The sequence below is a fragment of the Burkholderia sp. APQ4-4ca genome, from assembly GCF_057837105.1.
Genome location: NZ_JBYQCG010000072.1, coordinates 153,254 through 172,938, shown reverse-complemented (window position 1 = coordinate 172,938; position 19,685 = coordinate 153,254). Strand labels below are relative to the sequence as shown.

At 67.1% G+C, this 19,685-nt stretch carries 17 protein-coding genes; 14 read left to right on the top strand and 3 right to left on the bottom strand.

Translation table 11 applies throughout. The features are described from left to right. Positions 1 to 47 precede the first annotated feature (47 nt). From AC3IFE_RS06850 to AC3IFE_RS06800, 11 genes are all read left to right on the top strand, one after another. The gene (locus tag AC3IFE_RS06850; RefSeq protein ID WP_489189990.1) at positions 48 to 1,649 is read left to right on the top strand and encodes an ABC transporter substrate-binding protein; all 1,602 of its coding nucleotides are present in this window, start codon (positions 48 to 50) and stop codon (positions 1,647 to 1,649) included. A 10-nt stretch (positions 1,650 to 1,659) separates the two neighbouring features. Next, a complete protein-coding gene (locus AC3IFE_RS06845) occupies positions 1,660 to 2,730 on the top strand; it encodes an ABC transporter permease (protein ID WP_065501758.1) in 1,071 nt (356 codons plus the stop codon). Positions 2,731 to 2,796: 66 nt separating this feature from the next. Continuing rightward, entirely contained in the window at positions 2,797 to 3,711 is a 915-nt protein-coding gene (gene nikC, locus AC3IFE_RS06840) for a nickel transporter permease (protein ID WP_489189988.1), read from the top strand. A gap of 1 nt (position 3,712) precedes the next feature. Then, entirely contained in the window at positions 3,713 to 4,627 is a 915-nt protein-coding gene (locus AC3IFE_RS06835; RefSeq protein ID WP_489189987.1) for an ABC transporter ATP-binding protein, read from the top strand. Then, positions 4,624 to 5,400 (top strand): ABC transporter ATP-binding protein, encoded by a 777-nt coding sequence (locus tag AC3IFE_RS06830; RefSeq protein WP_089470001.1) that lies wholly within the window; start codon positions 4,624 to 4,626, stop codon positions 5,398 to 5,400. The genes AC3IFE_RS06835 and AC3IFE_RS06830 overlap by 4 nt, the downstream gene beginning before the upstream one ends. Positions 5,401 to 5,826: 426 nt before the next feature. Then, positions 5,827 to 6,378, top strand: a complete 552-nt coding sequence (locus AC3IFE_RS06825) for a fimbrial protein (RefSeq protein WP_089470002.1) — start codon at positions 5,827 to 5,829, stop codon at positions 6,376 to 6,378. Positions 6,379 to 6,488: 110 nt separating this feature from the next. Continuing rightward, entirely contained in the window at positions 6,489 to 7,229 is a 741-nt protein-coding gene (locus AC3IFE_RS06820) for a fimbrial biogenesis chaperone (protein WP_089470003.1), read from the top strand. Between the two features lie 203 nt (positions 7,230 to 7,432). Then, a complete protein-coding gene (locus AC3IFE_RS06815) occupies positions 7,433 to 10,027 on the top strand; it encodes a fimbria/pilus outer membrane usher protein (RefSeq protein WP_489189986.1) in 2,595 nt (864 codons plus the stop codon). Between the two features lie 312 nt (positions 10,028 to 10,339). Beyond that, positions 10,340 to 11,041, top strand: a complete 702-nt coding sequence (locus AC3IFE_RS06810; RefSeq protein WP_489189985.1) for a fimbrial protein — start codon at positions 10,340 to 10,342, stop codon at positions 11,039 to 11,041. Between the two features lie 155 nt (positions 11,042 to 11,196). Beyond that, on the top strand, positions 11,197 to 11,451 hold the full coding sequence (locus AC3IFE_RS06805; RefSeq protein WP_089470006.1) for a GlsB/YeaQ/YmgE family stress response membrane protein: 255 nt from the start codon (positions 11,197 to 11,199) through the stop codon (positions 11,449 to 11,451). Positions 11,452 to 11,815: 364 nt separating this feature from the next. Continuing rightward, complete coding sequence (locus AC3IFE_RS06800; RefSeq protein ID WP_489189984.1) at positions 11,816 to 12,151, top strand: type 1 fimbrial protein; 336 nt, start codon at positions 11,816 to 11,818, stop codon at positions 12,149 to 12,151. Positions 12,152 to 12,177: 26 nt separating this feature from the next. On the opposite strand, the gene AC3IFE_RS06795 is transcribed toward AC3IFE_RS06800, so the two are convergent. From AC3IFE_RS06795 to AC3IFE_RS06785, 3 genes are all read right to left on the bottom strand, one after another. Beyond that, positions 12,178 to 13,050: a LysR substrate-binding domain-containing protein gene (locus tag AC3IFE_RS06795; RefSeq protein ID WP_089470008.1), complete on the bottom strand. Its 873-nt coding sequence runs from the start codon at positions 13,048 to 13,050 to the stop codon at positions 12,178 to 12,180. 106 nt (positions 13,051 to 13,156) lie between these two features. Further along, positions 13,157 to 14,056, bottom strand: a complete 900-nt coding sequence (gene bla / locus AC3IFE_RS06790; protein ID WP_489189983.1) for a class A beta-lactamase — start codon at positions 14,054 to 14,056, stop codon at positions 13,157 to 13,159. Between the two features lie 208 nt (positions 14,057 to 14,264). Next, positions 14,265 to 15,134, bottom strand: a complete 870-nt coding sequence (locus AC3IFE_RS06785; RefSeq protein WP_489189981.1) for a peptidoglycan DD-metalloendopeptidase family protein — start codon at positions 15,132 to 15,134, stop codon at positions 14,265 to 14,267. A 501-nt stretch (positions 15,135 to 15,635) separates the two neighbouring features. On the opposite strand from AC3IFE_RS06785, the gene AC3IFE_RS06780 reads away from it, so the two are divergent. From AC3IFE_RS06780 to AC3IFE_RS06770, 3 genes are all read left to right on the top strand, one after another. Then, a complete protein-coding gene (locus tag AC3IFE_RS06780) occupies positions 15,636 to 16,532 on the top strand; it encodes a LysR substrate-binding domain-containing protein (protein ID WP_089470011.1) in 897 nt (298 codons plus the stop codon). 46 nt (positions 16,533 to 16,578) lie between these two features. After that, the gene (locus AC3IFE_RS06775; RefSeq protein WP_489189980.1) at positions 16,579 to 16,965 is read left to right on the top strand and encodes an ester cyclase; all 387 of its coding nucleotides are present in this window, start codon (positions 16,579 to 16,581) and stop codon (positions 16,963 to 16,965) included. A gap of 490 nt (positions 16,966 to 17,455) precedes the next feature. Continuing rightward, positions 17,456 to 19,618 (top strand): hypothetical protein, encoded by a 2,163-nt coding sequence (locus AC3IFE_RS06770; RefSeq protein ID WP_489189979.1) that lies wholly within the window; start codon positions 17,456 to 17,458, stop codon positions 19,616 to 19,618. Positions 19,619 to 19,685: the final 67 nt, after the last annotated feature.

The following is a 19,685-nucleotide window of genomic DNA, read 5'->3' as shown; positions in this document are numbered from 1 at the left end:
ATGCAGTCACACGTTCAACGACTCAAACGACAGATGGAGAAGCGCCCATGAATTTCCCGACCTCCCGGCTCGTCGCGGCGCTGGCCGCCGCATCCCTGCTCACCGCCGTTCCGCTGTCCGCCGCCCGTGCGGAAACGCCGAAGGACATGTTCGTGATGGCCACGCTGCTCGACGAATTCACGACGCTCGATCCGGGCGAGGTCTACGAACTGGTGCCGGAGGAATACGTCGCGAACACGTACGACCGGCTCGTGCGCGTCGACCTGCGCGATCCGTCGAAATTCAACGGCGACGTCGCGCAATCGTGGACCGTGAGCCCCGACGGGCTGACCTATACGTTCAAGCTGCGCCCGGGCCTCAAGTTCCACTCGGGCAACCCGCTGACGGCCGACGACGTCGCATGGTCGATCCAGCGCACGGTGCTGCTCGACAAGGGCCCGGCTGCGGTGCTGACCGGCATCGGGCTCACGAAAGCCAACGTCGCGGCGAACGTGAAGAAGCTCGACGACCAGACTGTCTCGATCACGACCGACCACAAATACGCGCCGACCTTCGTGCTGAACGTGCTCGGCTCGTGGCCCGCGTCGGTGCTCGACAAGAAGCTGCTGCTGTCGCACCAGCAGGGCAACGACTTCGGCAACGCGTGGCTGAAGACCAACGAGGCCGGTTCCGGCGGCTACAAGCTCGTCAAGTGGTCGCCCAGCGACAGCCTCGTGCTGCAGCGCTTCGACGGCTACCGGCTGCCGCTCGCGATGAAGCGCATCGTGCTGCGCCACGTGCCCGAAGCCGCGAGCCAGCGCCTGCTGCTGGAAAACGGCGACGTCGACGCGGCGCGCGACCTGAGCCCCGACGATCTCGCGGCGGTCGTGAAATCCGGCAAGGCGAAGGTGTCGGCCTCGCCGCAGGCGACGCTGCTGTATCTCGGCCTGAACACGAAGAACCCGACGCTCGCGAAGCCCGACGTGCAGGAAGCGCTGAAGTGGCTGGTCGACTATTCGGGCATCCAGTCCAACGTCGTGAAGACGACCTACAAGGTGCACCAGACTTTCCTGCCCGAAGGTTTCCTCGGCACGCTGAATGCGAACCCGTACAAGCTCGACGTCGCGAAGGCGAAGGCGCTGCTCGCGAAGGCCGGCGTGCCGAACGGCTTCTCGGTGACGATGGACGTGCGCAACGACTATCCGTACACGGAGATCGCGCAGGCGGTGCAGGCGAATTTCGCGCAGGCGGGCGTCAAGGTGCAGTTGATCCCCGGCGACAACAAGCAGACGCTCGCGAAATACCGCGCACGCCAGCACGACATCTACATCGGCGAATGGTCGGCCGACTACGTCGACCCGCACAGCAACGCGCAAGGTTTCGCATGGAATCCGGACAACACCGACAAGTCGAGCTATAAAATGCTGGCCTGGCGCAACAGCTGGGACATTCCGCAACTGACGAAGGAAACCGACGCCGCGCTCGCGGAGCCGACCGCCGCGCAACGCGCGCAGCGGTACCAGGCGATGCAGAAGGAGATGCTCGCGCGCTCGCCGTTCGTGATCATGTTCGAGAAAGTCGCGCAGGTCGCGACGCGGCCCGGCGTGAGCGGGCTCGAAGTCGGGCCGATCAACGATCTCGTGTCGTACCGTAACCTGAAGAAACAATAAGATTCGCCGCATGTCGACCCCCGCCTCCTCCCTCGAAGCGCTGCGCACGCTGCCCGCGCGGCGTCCGGCCGTCCGCTGGGCGCTGCGCGTGCTGCGCTGGGCGCTCACGCTCGCCGTCACGTTCGCGGGGCTGCTCGCGCTGACGTTCGTGATCGGCCGCAAGGTGCCGATCGATCCCGTGCTCGCGATCCTCGGCGATCGCGCGTCCGCCGAAGCCTACGCGGCCGAGCGCATCGCGCTCGGCCTCGACAAGCCGCTCGTCACGCAGTTCCTGATCTACGCGCGCGACGTGCTGCACGGCAATCTCGGCATGTCGCTGCTGACCGCGAACCCGGTGCTCGACGACATCAAGCGCGTGTTTCCGGCCACGCTCGAACTCGCGACGATCGCGACGTTGATCGGCATCGCGATCGGCGTGCCGCTCGGCGTCGCGGCCGCCGTGAAGCACAACCGGCCGATCGATCACATCGCACGCTTCGTCGGGCTGATCGGCAATTCGGTGCCGGTGTTCTGGCTCGGGCTGATGGGGCTGCTGCTGTTCTATGCGCGGCTGCACTGGGTCGGCGGACCGGGCCGGCTCGATCCCGTGTACGACGGGATGGTCGACCCGCGCACGGGCAGCCTGCTGATCGACGCGGCGCTCGCCGGCGAGTGGGACGTGTTCCGCAACGCGGTGTCGCACATCGCGCTGCCGGCCGCGATCCTCGGCTACTACTCGGTCGCCTACCTGAGCCGGATGACGCGCTCGTTCATGCTCGACCAGTTGAGCCAGGAATACATCGTCACCGCGCGCGCGAAGGGCTTGTCCGAGCGCCGCGTGATCTGGCGGCATGCGTTCGGCAACATCGCGGTGCCGTTGCTCACCGTGATCGCGCTCACGTACAGCAACCTGCTCGAAGGCTCGGTGCTGACCGAGATCGTGTTCGCGTGGCCAGGGCTCGGCTCGTACCTGACCGGCGCGCTGCTGAACGCCGACATGAACGCGGTGCTCGGCGCGACGCTCGTGATCGGCGCGATGTTCATCACCGTCAACCTGCTGACCGACGCGCTGTACCGCGTGTTCGATCCGCGTGCGCGCTGAGGGCCGGTTCGATATGACCGCTTCCATCCTGCGTCCTGTTCCACCCATGTCGAAGGCCACCCGACCATGAACGCCGAGCGTCTCACCCTGCGCGCGTGGCTGCTTTCCGATGCGCCCGCGTCGCGCTCGCAGGCCGCGTTCGGCCTCGCGTACCGCCGCTGGCGCCGGTTCGCCACGAATCCGCTCAACCTGTTCGGGCTCGCGATCCTGGTCGCGCTGATCGTCGTCGCGATCGTCGGCCCGCTGATCATGCCGCACGATCCGCTGCGCCAGGTGCTGCCCGACCGGCTGCTGCCGCCCGGCTCGCCGTCGCACTGGCTCGGCACCGACCAGCTCGGCCGCGACATCCTTTCGCGGCTGATCGCGGGGTCGCGCCTGACGCTCGGCATCGCGCTGCTCGTCGTCGTGATCGTCGTGCCGATCGGCCTGCTGATCGGCACGACGGCCGGCTATTGCGGCGGCTTCGTCGACAGCGTGCTGATGCGCATCACCGACATCGCGCTCGCGTTCCCGAAGATCGTGCTCGCGCTCGCGTTCGCGGCCGCGCTCGGGCCCGGCGTGATCAACGCGGTCGTCGCGATCTCGATCACCGCGTGGCCGGCGTATGCGCGGCTCGCCCGCGCGGAGACGATCCGCATCGCGCAGGCCGACTACATCCATGCGGCGCGGCTGCAGGGCGCGTCGGGCCCGCGCATCCTGCTGCGCTACATCATGCCGCTGTGCATGTCGTCGGTGATCGTGCGCGCGACGCTCGACATGGCCGGCATCATCCTGACCGTCGCGGGCCTCGGCTTTCTCGGCCTCGGCGCGCAGCCGCCGAGCCCGGAATGGGGCTTCATGGTTGCGTCGGGCCGCAACGTGCTGCTCGACGCATGGTGGGTCGCGACGCTGCCCGGCATCGCGATCCTGCTCGTCAGCCTCGCGTTCAACCTGCTCGGCGACGGGCTGCGCGACGTCTTCGATCCGCGTCATGGAGCGTGACATGTCATTGAATTCCGCCCACGCCGCCGCACCGCTCTGCGAGATCGACGGCCTGAAGATCGGCTTTCGCGGGCACGACGGCGTCGTCACCGACGCGGTGCGCGACCTGTCGCTGACGCTCGCGCCGGGCGAACGACTCGGCATCGTCGGCGAGTCGGGCTCCGGCAAGTCGCTGACGGGCCGCGCGCTGCTCGGCCTGCTGCCCGACGCCGCGCGCTGGTCGGCCCGCACGATGCGCTTCGCGGGCCACGACCTGCTCGCGATGTCGCCGCGCGAGCGCCGGCGCCTGTGCGGCAGCCAGATGGGAATGATCCTGCAGGACCCGAAATATTCGCTGAACCCGGTGATGACGGTCGCGAAGCAGATGGGCGAAGCGTTCCGGCGGCACGAGCCGGGCTTGCGCGGCCGCGCGCTGCGCGAGCGGATCGTCGAGGCACTCGCGGCCGTGCAGATCCGCGATCCGGCGCGCGTCGCCGACGCGTATCCGCACGAGCTGTCGGGCGGCATGGGCCAGCGCGTGATGATCGCGATGATGGTGTCGACCGGCCCGCGCCTCCTGATCGCCGACGAGCCGACGTCCGCGCTCGACGTCGCGGTATCGATGCAGGTGCTCGCGGTGCTCGACGCGATGATCGCGCGGCACGACACGGGCCTGATGTTCATCAGCCACGACCTGCCGCTCGTGATGTCGTTCTGCGACCGCGTCGCGGTGATGTATGCCGGCCGCGTGGTCGAAACCTGCGCCGCGCGCGACCTGCGCGACGCGACGCATCCCTATACGCGCGGGCTGCTGGCGGCGAATCCGCCGCTCGCGAATCCGCCCGACGAACTGCCGGTGCTAAGGCGCGATCCGGCGTGGCTCGACGCGGCGCCGCCGGCCGCCGCGCGCGCCGATCGACAGGAGGCCTCGCGATGATCGACGTCGATCGCGTCTCGATTCGTTTCCCGACCCGCACGGGTCACGTCGACGCCGTGCGAGACGCGAGCTTCGCGGTGCGCGACGGCGAAGTGTTCGGGCTCGTCGGCGAATCGGGCTCCGGCAAATCGACGCTGCTGCGTGCGCTGACGGGCCTCGTGCCGCTCGCGGGCGGCAGTCTGTCGATCGACGGCCGCCCGGTGGGCGGCACGCCCGAACGCGCGTTCCGCCGGCACGTGCAGATGGTGTTCCAGGATCCGTACGCATCGCTGCATCCGCGCTTCACGGTCGACCAGACGCTGCGCGAGCCGCTGTCGATCCATGCGATCGGCGACGCCGACGCGCGGATCGCCCGCGCGCTCGCCGAAGTCGGGCTGGGGCCCGCGTTTCGCTTCCGCTATCCGCACCAGTTGTCGGGCGGCCAGCGGCAGCGCGTGGCGATCGCGCGGGCGCTGATCGTCGAGCCGCGCGTGCTGCTGCTCGACGAGCCGACGTCCGCGCTAGACGTGTCGGTGCAGGCCGAGATCCTGAACCTGCTGCGCCGCCTGCATCGCGAACGCAACCTGACGATGATCCTCGTCAGCCACAACCTCGCGGTGATCGGCTTCCTGTGCCAGCGCGTCGCGGTAATGCAGCACGGCGAGATCGTCGAGCAACTGCGGATCGAGGACGTACGGGCCGGGCAGGTCGCACGCGACTACACGCGCACGCTGCTGAACGCGACCGAAGGGTATCGCCGGCTCGACCCGGCAATCGACGCGCCCACGGCCTGACACGCGCCGCCCCGATCCCGCGACCGTTGCATGACATGCCGCGTCCGCAACGCGGCATGTCGGCCGCCACGCCCCTCCGCCGGCCGGCCGTTCCCGCTTCAATCCGCTTCGAATAACGCATGACCGCCTACGAATGGCGGATAGCGCGAATATCGGGCGGCGCGACCCACGAAATCGGTACCCCGACCGATTTCGATAACGGGGCACACACGCGCCGCCCTGCCTGCCCCCTCCCTTCCCTCTGACTGCCCCTGCGGCAATCAACCAAAAACTTCGTACGCGTACTAGATAAATGGATTATCGATTCGTACGAGTCGCATTACAAAATCATTACGAAGCCCGCATAATTTGACCCGAAACGCGCCATTCTGAAATTTAAATTCAATTCGCGCTTTCGAACGTCGAACTTTATTTGGGACTTCAACCATGAAAAACATCAAGCACAGCGCCATCCCGCTTCTCCTCGTCGCAGCCGGCGCAGCCTTTTCGTCCACGGCCCACGCGGCGGACGGCACGGTCAGCTTCGTCGGCAAGGTCATCGCATCGACCTGCAGCGTCGATGGCGGATCGGATCTCACCGTCCCGCTGCCGCCGGTCAGCACCACCGCGCTCACCGACGTCGGCTCCGTCGCCGGTCGCAGCGCATTCTCGCTGGCGCTCAAGGGCTGCACGGTCGGCGGCGAAAATCCGGTGAAGGTCGGCGTGATCTTCGAAAACGGCGCGAACGTCGATCAGTCGAGCGGTCGCCTGACGATCGACACGGGCGCCAAGGCCGCGACAGGCGTCCAGATCAACGTGCTGGACGATCAACAGAAGCTGATCCCCATCGGCGCTCAAACCTCTGCGAGCACTCAAATCGCCGATATCGACGCCGAAGGCAACGCGAAGCTGAACTACTTCGCCGAGTACTACGCGTCCGGCGCCGTGAAGGCCGGCGACGTCAACTCGCGCGTCGAGTACTCGCTGATCTATCAGTAAGAACGCACGCGTGGAGGTCGCCGCCCCGGCGATCTCCACCCCGTCACGCCGCGCGGCACGGAACTGCCGTTTCCGTCCGCTTCCGTCCAACGATCCGACTCTCCACGCCCATGAAACTGTTGAAGCTCCTCCGTACGCTGACCCTGGCCGTCACCGCATTCGCGTCGCAAGCCGACGCAAGCGTCGTGATCGCCGGCACGCGCGTGATCTTCCCGTCCAGCGAGCGCGAGGTCACGATCCAGCTCACGAACGACAGCAAGCGTCCGGCGTTGGTGCAGGCGTGGCTCGACGACGGCGACAGCAGCGCGTTGCCCGAGCACATCGACGTGCCGTTCACGTTGACGCCGTCGATCTTCCGGATGGAAGCCGGCAATGGCCAGACGCTGCGTCTCGTGCACACCGGCGAACCGCTGCCAGCCGACCGGGAATCGCTGTTCTGGCTGAACGTGCTCGAAGTGCCGCCGAAAGCGTCGGCGGAAGAAAACCGGAACCGCATCCAGCTTGCGTTCCGCTCCCGCATCAAGATCATGTATCGCCCCGCCGGGCTGGCCGGCAGCGCCGACGATGCGCCCAGCCAGCTCGACTGGCGCGTGGTGCGCGCCGATGGCGGCTACGCGCTCGAGGCCCGCAACCCGACGCCGTTCGTCGTCAATTTCGGCAACGTGCTGCTGAATGCCGCGGGCCGCAAGCATGACGCCGGCATGGGCTATGTGCTGCCCCGAAGCACGCAACGATTCCCGATCAAGCATCTCGCCGACGCGCCCGCCGCGGGTGCAACGGTCGAGTTCGGCAGCATCGACGACTGGGGCCGGTCGACCGACATCAGGCGTCCGGTCGGCATCGCTCCGTAACGCGGCAGAAGCCGGCCGCGCGCACCGCGGGTGCGGCCGCCCGCTTCCCTTCCTTTCGTCCGCCGCCCTTTCCGCCGTCTCGACCGGACGGCCCGGACCCGGAATCCCCTGACTCGACATTCGTCACGCAGCAACGCGCACGCCCACGCGACTGCGCCGGCGAAACGCATCCGTTCGATCCGAAACCATCTGGAGTACTGCTCATGACCTCGACTCGACTGCCATGCCATCGGGCGGCCGACCTGCCACGCGTCAAGCCGATCCATCTGCTGGTGATGGCCTGCGTCGGCGCGTGGTCGAGCGACGGCCGTGCGACGACGCAAGCCGCCGCCGCAAGCACGCTCGCGCAAGTCGAGTTCGACGGCGCCTTCCTGCAGAACCGCCTGGGCAAGCATTTCGACGTGTCGCGCTTCGCGCAGCGCAACGTGACGGCGCCCGGCACGTATACCGTGGATCTCCATGTCGGCCCCGACTGGATCGGCCGCTACGACGTGCGCTTCGCGGCCGCGCCCGAGTCGGGCGACGCGCGGCCATGCTTCGACCGCACGCTGTTCGAGCGCGTCGGTATCGATTTCACCAAGCTCGCGCCGGAGGTCATCGCGCAGCTCGCGAGCCGCAACGCCTGCCTGCGCGTCGAGCAAGCGGTGCCGGAAGCCAGCGCGACGTTCGACTTCGCGCGGCAAACGCTGCGGCTCTCGATTCCGCAGGCGTCGCTCGCGCGCAAGGCGCGCGGCTACGTGAACCCCGATCAATGGACCGCCGGCGAAACCGTCGGCCTGCTCGGCTACAACTTCAATCTCTACACGTCGAAGGCCAGCGGCCATACCGCGCAGACGCAGGGCTACCTCGGCCTGAACGGCGGCGTGAATCTCGGCGCCTGGCGCTTTCGGCACGAAGGTTCGTATTCGTGGTCGTCGCGCGGGCAGAGCCGTTACCAGGGCATCGCGACCTATCTGCAGCGCGACCTGCCGTCGCTGTCGTCGCAACTCGTCGTCGGCGAAAGCTACACGTCGGGCGAACTGTTCGATTCGACGCAGTTCCGCGGCGTGCGCCTGTCGACGGACGACCGGATGCTGCCCGATTCGCTGCGCGGCTACGCGCCCGTGGTGCGCGGCATCGCGAACAGCAATGCCAAGGTCACGATCCGCCAGAACGACGTGACGATCTACGAGACGACGGTCGCGCCCGGCAATTTCGAGATCGACGACCTGTACCCGACCGGGTATGGCGGCGACCTGCAGGTGTCGGTCGCCGAGGCCGACGGCTCCGTGCACTCGTTCTCCGTGCCTTACGCCGCCGTGCCGATGTCGCTGCGGCCGGGCATCGGCCGCTACAGCTTCGTCGCGGGCACGCTGCGCAGTCCGTACGGATCGAGCCAGCCGCTGTTCACGCAGGCCACGTACCAGCGCGGCCTGACGAACCTGCTGACGGCCTATGGCGGCGTCACGCTCGCCGGCGGTTATGCGTCCGCGATGCTGGGCAGCGCCCTCAATACGTCGTTCGGCGCATTCGGCGCGGACGTGACGCATGCGATGACCTCGATTCCCGGCGCGAAGCGCTACAGCGGTTCGAGTGTGCGCGTCAGCTATGCGAAGTCCATCGATACGACCGGCACCGACATCGCGCTGGCCGCCTATCGTTACTCGACCGACGGCTATTTCGGCCTCAACGACGCGATGCAGGCGCGCGATGCCGTCCGGGACGGACGCCCGGCCAGTTCGGTCTGGCGTCAGCGCCATCGCGCATCGCTTGCGCTCACGCAGCGCCTCGGCGCGACCGGCGGACGCATCAACGCCACGGCTTCGACCGTCAACTACTGGAACCGCTCCGGCTCGGACGTGAACTATTCGATCGGCTACACGAACCAGTTCCGCAACGTGTCGTATAGCCTGACGGCCACACGGCAGCGCAATGCAGGCGGCGACATGGGCACGCTCTATTACGCGAGCGTCACGATCCCGCTCGGCCACGCGAGCCCGACGACCGTCTCGGGCAACGTGTCGCGCGACACGCTCGGCCGCACCCGGCTGCAGTCGACGCTGTCCGGCTCGCTCGGCGACGATCACGCGCTGTCGTACAGCGTCAGCGCGAACCACGCGTCCGGGTCGGGCTCGGCCACGGACGGCAGCGCAAACGTCACGTACCGCGCGCGCATGGCCGAAATCAATGCGAGCGCGGGCGCGAGCACCGACTTCCAGCAGGGTTCGCTCGGCGTGCGCGGCGCGCTCGTCGCGCACCGCGGCGGCATCACGTTCTCGCAGCCGGTGTCCGAGACGTTCGCGATCGTCGAGGCGCCCGGCGCGGCCGGCGCGCGCATCACGAACGCGGCAGGCGTCAAAGTCGACGGCAACGGCTTCGCGGTCGTCCCGTACCTGACGCCCTACAGCCTCAACACGGTCGCGCTCGATCCGAAGGGAATCTCGATGGACGTCGAGCTGAAGGAAACCAGCCGACAGATCGCGCCGCGCGCCGGCGCGGTGCCGCTGATCCGGTTCGCGACCGACACTGGCCGCGCGGCGCTCATTCAGGCGCCGCAGGCCGACGGCACGCCGTTGCCGTTCGGCGCCGCCGTGCAGGACGAAACCGGCAAGGAAATCGGCGTCGTCGCCCAGGCCAGCAAGATCTTCGCGCGCGGGCTCGGCGACAGCGGCGCGCTCACCGTTCGATGGGGCGCCGACCGCCGCTCGTTCTGCCGGATCGCATACGCGCTCCCCGTCGTCGACCGTCGCGGGCACGCGTCGGGCATACAGACCGTCAAGAGCGTCTGCCGCGCCGATTCGACGACCGCCGCACAATAAGGAACCCAGATGACCCACTTCTCTTCATCGTCCACATCGATCCGCGCAGCGCGCCGCCCACGCATGGCGCACTCGAGTGAAGTTCGGGGCGGCGTTGCCCGACGCGCGTCGCGCGTCGCCGCGATTGCATCGACGTTGCTGCTCGCATGCGCGGCGTTCGCGACCGACGCGGCCGCAGCCGGCCTCTATGCGTTCGGGCAGGCCACGGTTTCGAGCCCGGCCAACGCGGCGCCCGGGGTCGTCGTCGCGCGTCATTACTTCACGCCGCAGGACGTATGCGGCGCGAGCACTTGCCAGATCACGAGCATCAGGATGTATCCGAAAGGCGGCGTGATGACGTCCGACGGCCCCGACCTGGAAACCAACGTGTCCGGCCTGTCCACGCGCATGCTCGTCGACGGCAACGTGGCTGTGTCGTCGACGAAGACGACGCTGCGTAACACGCTCGAAGTCATGCTGTTTCGCGACAGCCGCCAGCCTCAGGACGGCTCGCTCAATTCAGGCATGATCAGCGCCTATTACACGATCTATTACAAATCCGGTCTCCTGGGCGGATCGACTCCCGTCTTCCTCGCGGCGAAGGTCAGCTTCATCAACGGAACCTGCTCGGTTCCCGACCAGACCGTCACGCTGCCGCCCGTGCAGCGCCGCGACTTCAACGGCGTGGGCTCCACCGCCGGCGCGACCGAGTTCCAGGTGCGGTTGAACAACTGCCCGGCCGGCTACAACCGGATCGGATACCAACTGGCGCCGCTCGACGACGTCGTCGCCGGGATACCGGGTGGCATGCAGCTGCGTCCGGATGCGACTGCGGCCGGCATCGGCATCCATATCGCCGATGCGACGACCGGTCAACCGCTGACGCTGCGAAAATCGCACACGGTGACCGGCTACAACGCGGCCACCGGCGGATCGCCGTCGATTCCACTCAGGGCGTCCTATCTGCAAACAGGCGGGAAGATCGGTGGCGGTTCCGTGCATGCCGCGGCGCAGGTGCTGCTCGACTACCAATGAACGATATGTGTGCGCGGCAGCGCCGACATCCGTGCGACACCGTGGCGTGCGATACTCGGCACGCCGCGCGCGGGTTCGCCGCTACCGGGAACCCTGGTGCGCCGCGCGGGTCCATGACGTTTCGTCAACCACTCAACAGCAACCGGGAGGCATCCATGCTGCAATTCATCGAAACCCTGGTGGTCGGGCTCATCGTCGGCCTCCTCGCCCGCGCACTGAAGCCCGGCGACGACAAGATGGGCATCGTGATGACCGTCGTGCTCGGCGTCGTCGGTTCGCTGGTCGCCGGCTACGTCGGCCGCGCCGCCGGCTGGTATGCACCGGGCCAGGGCGCCGGCTGGATCGCGTCGATCATCGGCGCGATCGTGCTGCTCGTCGTCGTGGGTGCGATCCGCAAGCGCGCGGGCTGAACACCGCATACCGCGCTCCGACGCAAACGGCCGCTCGTCCCGCACGAGCGGCCGTTTTCTTTTGGCGAATCGTCATCCTCAGGATTGTCGATTCGTTGAGTCCTCAACGATTTACCCGCAAACGCTGCATCCATTGACGCGCGTCAGCCGAGCGTACGTTATCGGCAATACCCTGACTTGCGGCCGCACAAATTTGAGATAAATTGATTGAAGGAACGCGGCGTCATTTGCTCGGCGTCGTGATTTCCGGGTTTCTCCCTCAAGAGGTTCGATGAACTTGCCGTTTACGCATACAGCACCGCAGCGTTGACGGACTGCCATTCGAGCGGCCTCGCTGCGACGCGCTTCCTCTCTGGAGCCTGTCATGAAGCATCGTTCGTTTGCCGCCTCGCTCGCGCTGGCTGCCTCGCTTCTGGCCTCGTCCTCGTCCTTTGCCGCCGGCGCGTCCGGCATCATCCACTTCACCGGCATGATCGTCGAGCCGCCGTGCTCGTTCGCGCTCGACACGGCCGACGCCGCGCATGCGCACGTGCGGCCCGACTGCCCGCGCCCGGCGAGCGGACAAGTCGCGTTCGTCGACGCGGCCAGCCTGCGCACGATCAAGACCACGGCCTTTACGCAGGCCTCGCGCGCAATCGTTTTACCTGACCGTCCGGGCAACGCGAACGCGCCGATGATCGCGGTCGTCACCTATCAGTAGCACTCGCTGCGGGGAAACGTCGCGCGTCAGTCGCGATGGCGCGCGATCCAGTCGCTGAACGCGCGGATCTTCTGCTGGCTGCCGAGGTTCTCGGGATAGACGAAGAAGTAGCGTGCGCCCGTTTCGAGCACGATGTCGAACGGCCGTTCGAGCCGGCGCGCGCTGACGTCGTCGTCGACGAGCGTCACGTCGCCGATCGCGACGCCGAAGCCCTGCATCGCCGCGTTCGTCGCGAGATCGAGCGTGTCGAACGTCGGCCCGCGCGCGGGATCGACGCCACGCTCGCCCGCATGGTCGAGCCACGCACGCCAGTCGCGATGGTCGCGCGTGGGATGCAGCAGCGTATGGCGCGCGAGATCGCCGACCGTGCCGAGCGGCGACGCCTGCCGCAACTCGGGCGCGCAAACGGGTGTCAGCCGCTCGTCGAACAGCGGCAGCGCGACGACGCCCGGCCCCGGCGACGTCCCGTAGACGATCGCCGCGTCGAACGGCTCGCTCGAGAAATCGACGACGTGCTGCCACGCGGTCGTGATCTGCACGTGGAGATCGGGATGTTCGCCCTGGAAGCGCATGATGCGCGGCAGCATCCAGCGCATCACGCAGGTCGGCACCTTCAGCGCGAGATCGGTGCGCTGCCGCGTGAGCTTCATCGAGATGTCCTCGATCCGCGCGAAGCTCTCGTCGACCACCGGCAACAGTTGCTCGCCCTCGGCCGTCAGCGTGAGGCCCTTCGCATGCCGCTTGAACAGCGGAAAACCGTAATGCGCCTCGAGCGTCTGGATCTGCCGGCTCACCGCGCCCTGCGTGATGCACAGCTGCTCGGCCGCGCGCGTGAAGCTGCGGTGGCGAGCCACCGTCGAGAAGATCTGCAGCGCGTGCAGGGGCGGAAGTCGGCGCATGGCGAACGGAAAACGAAAAACGACGCGGAAGAACCGCGCGCCGACGCCGGCGCGCGCTGATCGACACGATAAGCCAAACGCCGGCTTCGCGCGAGACGCCGAAGGTTCAGGCCGCGGCGGTCAGCGCGCTCGCCGCGATGCGCGCCGCCGATGCGACGACGTCCGCGCGCGCCGCGGCGGCGGCGTCCGGCTGCGTGAACGACACGGCCATCACGATCGGCGCGCGCGACGGCGGCCACAGCACCGCGATGTCGGTCGTCGTGCCGTAGCCGCCGGTGCCGGCCTTGTCTGCCACGCGCCAGCCGGGCGGCACGCCCGCCGCGATGCCGGCCGCGCCGCGTGCGCCGCCGGCCATCCATTCCGTCAGTTGCATGCGCTGCGGCTCGCGCAGCGTGTCGCCGAGCAGCAGCCGCTGCAGCGTGTCGACCATCGCGACCGGCGTCGACGTGTCGCGCTCGTCGCCGGGGGCGGCCCGGTTCAGTTCGGGTTCCCAGTGATCGAGACGGAAGGTGGTGTCGCCGCTTTCGCGCGCAAACGCCGTGACGGCCTGCGGGCCGCCGAGCACGCCCATCAGCAGGTTGCCCGCGCCCTTGTCGCCCGACTGCAGCATCGCCGCGCACAGCTGCGCGACCGTCATGCCGGTGTCGACGTGGCTCTCCGTCACCGGCGAGCCGGACACGATTTCATAGCGGCGGTACAGGATGCGGCGCGGCAGCAGCGACGCGTCGAGCGAGCCGCGCGCGAGCATCGCGGCGGCGGCCATGACCGCATACGTGCCGCACAGCGGGAAGCGCTCGCGCGCATGGTGCGCGATGCGCACGCCGTTCGACGTATCGAGCGCGGCGACGCCGAGCCGTCCGTTCGACGCTTTTTCGAGTGCGGCGAGTTCGGCTTGCGCGGTATGGGCGCGCCCCTGGTCGGCGACCGGCGCGGACGTGCACGCGGCAACGAACGGCGCGGCAACGGCGGCAAGCAACAGCGAGCGGCGTGTCGGAGAGTGTTCCATGAATGAGGTCTGTTCTGTCGGAAACGGTGGCGCGAAGCGACGCGGCCGCGCATCGACGACGCACGACCGTTCACGCCGACGGCCGGCCCGCGACGGCATTCGCCGCGCATCCCCGAAAGACGCCCGTCGACCCCGCGCGGTGGCGAGATTCGCATGAACACCTAGCGTAGCAGCGACCGCCGTCGCGTTCCAGCGAAACGACCCGACTTCACCCTTGCGACGAAGGCAGGTACGGCATCGGATTCACCGGCTTGCCGTCGCGCCGCACCTCGAACAGCAGCGCGACGCGCGAGTTGTCGAGGTCGCCCATCTCGGCGATCGCATCGCCCTGATGCACGATGTCGCCCGTCTTCACGAGCAGCTTGCGGTTGTGCGCATAGGCGGTCAGGAAATCCGCGTTGTGCTGGACGATGATCAGGCTGCCGTAATCGTTCAGGCCGGTGCCCGCGTACATCACGCGCCCGTCGGCCGCGGCGCGGACCGGGTCGCCCGGCCGGCCGGCGATCTGGATGCCGCGGTTCTGCCCGGGCCGGAACCCTTCGACGATCTTGCCGCTTGCGGGCCACTTGAGCGCGACACCGCCCGCATGACGCTTCGTTTCCTTGACGACCTGACGGTCGTTCGCGGTCGACGCGCTGGCCGGCGAAGTGGCCTGCGAAGTTCCCTGCGCGGTGGCCTGATTCCCCGCCGCATCATTGCTCGCGACGGCCTGCGTGCCGGCCGCGCCCGCGGGCGGCAGCGGCTGCTGCTTGACGATGCGCAGCACCTGCCCCATGCGCAGCCTGCCGTTCGCGGCCAGCTTGTTCCAGGTGCGCAAGTCGGCCACGCTGCAATCGTTCGCGGACGCGATGCCCGTCAGCGTGTCGCCGCGCTTCACGACGTACTTGCGCGCGACGAGAACGGGCGCAGGCCGCATCGGCGCGGGCGACGGCGCCGCGGACGGGCTCGAATCGGAGGGTTGGGCCGCCAGCGTGTTGCTCGGCGGAACGGACTGCGTATTTGCACAACCGGCCATGACGAGCACGGCGGCCAGCCCCGACAGCCACGCCGCCTTGCGGTGAATCTCGCGCGTTTTCATGGACGATCCGACTCCGGTTTGACAATCTTTCAAGCATCTCAAAAACGGAACGGCCGACGTGTAACCGGATGCAAACAATGATGACAAACGATCACGGACCGGATGCCGGCCGGCATTCACTACCGGTAGTACGGCCCGATCCGGAAAAACTTGATGGTCTCGACGCGGAAAAACGGAAGAATTTTCGTCGCAACAAACTATGATTGATTCGTGTCGATAGCCTTACACGACGACATTCACCGCAACCATGCGACGAATTCGGCACCGGCCCACGCGATGCCGATACACAGGAACAGCAGATGCAGCGCGATCTTGAACGACACGCCCCATGACGAATCGATCTGCATGACGGGCTCCCCGGTTGATGTGCGTCCATGATCGGCCGCCGATCGCGTCCCGAAAATGCGGAAGCGGCGAACCGGGTCTCAGGCCGCCCCTGAGACCGGCGCCGCGGTTCCTGCTAACTTATCGGCCATTCCCCCACCCATCGCTCCGCCCATCATGCGCTTCGACCTGACCGACCTGCGGCTCTTCCTGAACATCTGCGAAGCCGGCACGATCACGGGCGGCGCCGAACGCACGCACATCACGCTGCAGGCCGCGAGCGAACGCATTCGCGGGATGGAGGACGAGCTCGGCGTGCCGCTGCTGCACCGGACCAAGTCGGGCGCGCAGGCCACCGATGCGGGGCGCGCGCTCGAACATCACGCGCGCACCGTCCTGCAGCAGATCGATCACATGCGCGGCGAACTGCAGCAATACGGCCAGGGGCTGCGCGGCCATATCCGGCTGCTGTGCAACACCGCGTCGCTGAGCGAATACCTGCCCGATGCATTGGCCGATTACCTGCCGCACCATCCGAAGCTGTCGATCAGCGTCGAGGAACGTTCCAGCCAGGAGATCGTGCATGCGATCCGCAACAAGACGGCCGAGGTCGGCATCGTCGCCGATTCGGTCGGGCTCGGCGGGCTCGAACAGAAACCGTTCCGCGAAGACTGGCTGATCGTCGTCGTGCCGGCCGCGCATCCGCTCGCGTCGCACGACAAGGTCGCGTTCAACGACATCGCCGGCGAAGACTTCATCGGCCTCACCGACGGCAGCGCGCTGCAGGTGCATCTCGCCGACCAGGCGCGCGCGCTCGGCAGGAGAATCCGCTATCGCGTGCAATTGAAGAGCTTCGACGCGATCTGCCGCGTGATCGCGAGCGGCGTGGGCATCGGCATCGTGTCGCGGCATGCGGCCGAGCGCGCGATGCAGACGATGGACGTGCGGCTCGTCGAGTTGTCCGATCCGTGGAGCCATCGGAAACTGACGCTCTGCGCGCGGTCGTTCGACGCGCTGCCGAAGTACACGCGCGAGTTCGTCGCGTTCCTGTCTGGCGACGCACCGCCGCCGTAACGCGCGCCGCATTCGACTCGCCCCATCGACATACGGAGACGTGACCATGACCGACATCGATCTCGCAACCCGCTATCGCGCGTATATCGACTGCCTGAACCGGCAGGACTGGACGGCGCTCGGCGAATACGTGTCCGACGACGTGATCCACAACGACCGGCCGCTCGGCCTCGCCGGTTACCGCGCGATGCTGGAACAGGACTTCCGCGACATTCCCGACCTGCGCTTCGACATCCGGCTGCTCGTGTGCGAACCGCCGCGTGTCGCATGCCGCCTTCGCTTCGCGTGTTCGCCGAAAGGGACGTTCATGGGGCTCGCCGTCGACGGCCGCAAGGTCACGTTCGCCGAGAACGTGTTCTACGAGTTTCACGACGGCAAGATCCGGCAGGTGTGGTCGGTGATCGACAAGGCGGCGATCGAGAAGCAGCTTTGAACGTCGTCGAAGCGGCGGGTCGGCGCATGTGGCTGCGGGCAGCCTTGAGCGGCTCGCTGCGTCTGGATTCTTATGGATAACGTTTTCTCTCTTCATGCATCGAGAACCCGTTTCCCTGGCATGCTCCCGCTGGCCGCTTCACAGCTTCTCTGTCGCGCGATGACACGCGGTCATCAAGATAAAATTCCCGCTACTTACGTGTAATTTCGACTCCCCCTCCCTCACACCCATTCGGGTTTCTACCGCCGTCTCCGACGTGAAAGTTCATTGACATCACGCCGCTCGATGCCTAAATTTGGAAAACGTTTTCCAATGCTCGAGCGAGATGTCCGTCATGGCCCGCGCAGGGGGAACGCTTGCCTGCTCGATGTGCGAGGCAGGCCGTCCGCCTCAGGGATCAGGGTTTGCAGGGCGGGCGCCAGGTACGGCACCGAGCGCGGTATCGGCGATACGTGACCGTGCTTCACCACTATTCAAAACTGGAGACACCATGCATCCGCGCAGCAGATTCGCGCTCGGCGCCGCGCTCAGCGCCCTTTCCGTCGTGCTCGTGAGCGCGTGCGGCGGCAACGACGTGACGGACACACCGTCGTCGTCCCCTCCGTCCACCCCGCCCGCGCTCGCATCGAACTCGCTGCAGGCCCTCGTCTATGGCGCGCCCGACACCAGCGTGCCCGCCGGCACGAACGTCCCGGTCACGATGATGGGCCAGATGCGCGCGCTGTTCGACCTGATCCGGAAATCGCCCGATTTCACGCAGGTCGTGATGGATCTCGGCGACGGCACGCCCGTCCACGTGCTCGACACGAATACCGGCGACAAATTCCTTCCCGGCAAGCTCGCGCTCGGGCTGTCATACATCCTGATCGACATGAAGGCGAAGAACGACCCGCAATACGCGAGCTACCTCGCGACGTACCAGACGATCACGACCGCGATGATGGCGCAGTCGGGCGGCACCTACGCGTATGCGAACACGTCGTGGGGCGAGTACTACTACCTCGTCGCGCTGAACAACCTGAAGGCGCGCGGGATGCTCAACGAAGTCTTCAGCGACGCGATGCTCGCGACGCTGCAGCAGCGGCTCACGTTCTGCGACATGTTCGGCCCCGATGCGAGCGGCAAGACCACGACGTGCCCGGCCGCCGGCACGCCGATCGACATCGCGTCGCTCAACACCGCGCAAAACTACTATGCGGTGTCCTACGGCATTGCCGGGCTGCGCCAGAAGCTCGGCTGGAGCAGCCCGTCGTTCGCATCGAAGACCGATCCGGCGGTCGCGGCGATGAGCGCACGCGACGCGCTGCTGTACACGCTGACGAACCACATCCGCAACGACTCGTCGGGCGGGTTCTCCGACGAAGCGTCGAACACGCACACGACCTACTACGACCAGGCGCGCTTCGACCGCTACAGCACGCTGCTGATCGGCGAAGTGGTCGAGCGCACGTTCGAGATGGGCAACGAAGCGAATCTCACGCCGGAGTTGAAGGGCTATCTGCGCAAGTCGGTCGACCTGATCCTGCCGCAACTGAACGCCGACGGCCAGGGTTTCGACTACGGCCGCTCGATCGGCCCGTACGGCGATTCCGCGTTCATGGAGGTGCTGACGGCCGCGGCCAATGCCGGCGTGTTGACCGATCGCGAGAAACAGGTTGCGTATGCATTCATCTACCAGGCCGCGCGTCGTTTCGACACGTACTGGTACGACCCGTCGCTGCCGACGCCGTCGGTGAACATGTGGGTCAAGGGCCGCGGCACCGACACGTATCGCGGCAAGCCGCGCGTGATGGGCGAGAACTTCAGCCTGCTGCACCAGTACCTGTACGTGAACGCGTGGTGGAACAAGCTCGGCTTCGGCGGCCAGGCGCCGATGGCCGATGCGGACTACCGCGCGTGGCTCGACGCGCTGCCGCGCTACACGCTCACCTGGTACAACCAGCCGGGCGACGCCGCGCATCCGTACAGCGCCGCGTTGCTCACCGTGCGCGACGGCCGGCGCGTGATCAACCTGAACCTCAGCCAGGCGCCCGACTACGACTCGTACACGCCGTATTACCCGGTGCCGTTCTCCGACAAGCTGATCTACGGCACGACCGACCTCGGCTATGCGCTGCTGCTCCCGCAGGTGACGTACAACGCGAAAACCTACATTCCCGTCACGTACTACAGGAACCTGAACGTGCAGCAGAGCAACGGCCAGGTGATCGTGTCGTTCGATACGACGAAGTTCCGGCTCGCGTCGAAGAACGCCGCGTACACGACGGATCTCGACCTGCAGGTGCACACGGTGCTGACGTTCGCGCACGGCACGATTTCGCGCAGCGATACGCTGAGTTCGGGCACGCTCGCGGGCAACCTCGCGGTCGAGACGGACTTCACGTCGTTCGCGGATTTCTCGTCGACGCAGGCCAATGGCGACGGCGTGTCGGTGACGTACGCGAACAGCGCCGCGACCGGTTATACGGCATCCGGGTTCGACAACTGCGCGCTGTCCGCCTTCGACACGGCGAACGGCGTGACGAATCCGTCGTCGACGACGCCGATCGGGCAGTTGCATTCGAACTTCGCGTGCACGACGAAACCGTTCGCGCTCGGCGCAGGCGCGACGCGTACCGTCGGGTGGACGCTGAGGTACGCCGATCCGGCGTAAGCGGCACGACCGCCACCCCGTGACCGTTCCCGAAGCCGGCTGCCGAAACCGGCTTCGGGATCATTCA

Excerpts from the sequence above, each read along its gene's own strand:
- AC3IFE_RS06850 (WP_489189990.1), top strand. The coding sequence starts at position 48 with ATGAATTTCCCGACCTCCCGGCTCGTCGCGGCGCTGGCCGCCGCATCC.
- AC3IFE_RS06845 (WP_065501758.1), top strand. The coding sequence starts at position 1,660 with ATGTCGACCCCCGCCTCCTCCCTCGAAGCGCTGCGCACGCTGCCCGCG.
- nikC (WP_489189988.1), top strand. The coding sequence starts at position 2,797 with ATGAACGCCGAGCGTCTCACCCTGCGCGCGTGGCTGCTTTCCGATGCG.
- AC3IFE_RS06835 (WP_489189987.1), top strand. The coding sequence starts at position 3,713 with ATGTCATTGAATTCCGCCCACGCCGCCGCACCGCTCTGCGAGATCGAC.
- AC3IFE_RS06830 (WP_089470001.1), top strand. The coding sequence starts at position 4,624 with ATGATCGACGTCGATCGCGTCTCGATTCGTTTCCCGACCCGCACGGGT.
- AC3IFE_RS06825 (WP_089470002.1), top strand. The coding sequence starts at position 5,827 with ATGAAAAACATCAAGCACAGCGCCATCCCGCTTCTCCTCGTCGCAGCC.
- AC3IFE_RS06820 (WP_089470003.1), top strand. The coding sequence starts at position 6,489 with ATGAAACTGTTGAAGCTCCTCCGTACGCTGACCCTGGCCGTCACCGCA.
- AC3IFE_RS06815 (WP_489189986.1), top strand. The coding sequence starts at position 7,433 with ATGACCTCGACTCGACTGCCATGCCATCGGGCGGCCGACCTGCCACGC.
- AC3IFE_RS06810 (WP_489189985.1), top strand. The coding sequence starts at position 10,340 with ATGTATCCGAAAGGCGGCGTGATGACGTCCGACGGCCCCGACCTGGAA.
- AC3IFE_RS06805 (WP_089470006.1), top strand. The coding sequence starts at position 11,197 with ATGCTGCAATTCATCGAAACCCTGGTGGTCGGGCTCATCGTCGGCCTC.
- AC3IFE_RS06800 (WP_489189984.1), top strand. The coding sequence starts at position 11,816 with ATGAAGCATCGTTCGTTTGCCGCCTCGCTCGCGCTGGCTGCCTCGCTT.
- AC3IFE_RS06795 (WP_089470008.1), bottom strand. The coding sequence starts at position 13,050 with ATGCGCCGACTTCCGCCCCTGCACGCGCTGCAGATCTTCTCGACGGTG.
- bla (WP_489189983.1), bottom strand. The coding sequence starts at position 14,056 with ATGGAACACTCTCCGACACGCCGCTCGCTGTTGCTTGCCGCCGTTGCC.
- AC3IFE_RS06785 (WP_489189981.1), bottom strand. The coding sequence starts at position 15,134 with ATGAAAACGCGCGAGATTCACCGCAAGGCGGCGTGGCTGTCGGGGCTG.
- AC3IFE_RS06780 (WP_089470011.1), top strand. The coding sequence starts at position 15,636 with ATGCGCTTCGACCTGACCGACCTGCGGCTCTTCCTGAACATCTGCGAA.
- AC3IFE_RS06775 (WP_489189980.1), top strand. The coding sequence starts at position 16,579 with ATGACCGACATCGATCTCGCAACCCGCTATCGCGCGTATATCGACTGC.
- AC3IFE_RS06770 (WP_489189979.1), top strand. The coding sequence starts at position 17,456 with ATGCATCCGCGCAGCAGATTCGCGCTCGGCGCCGCGCTCAGCGCCCTT.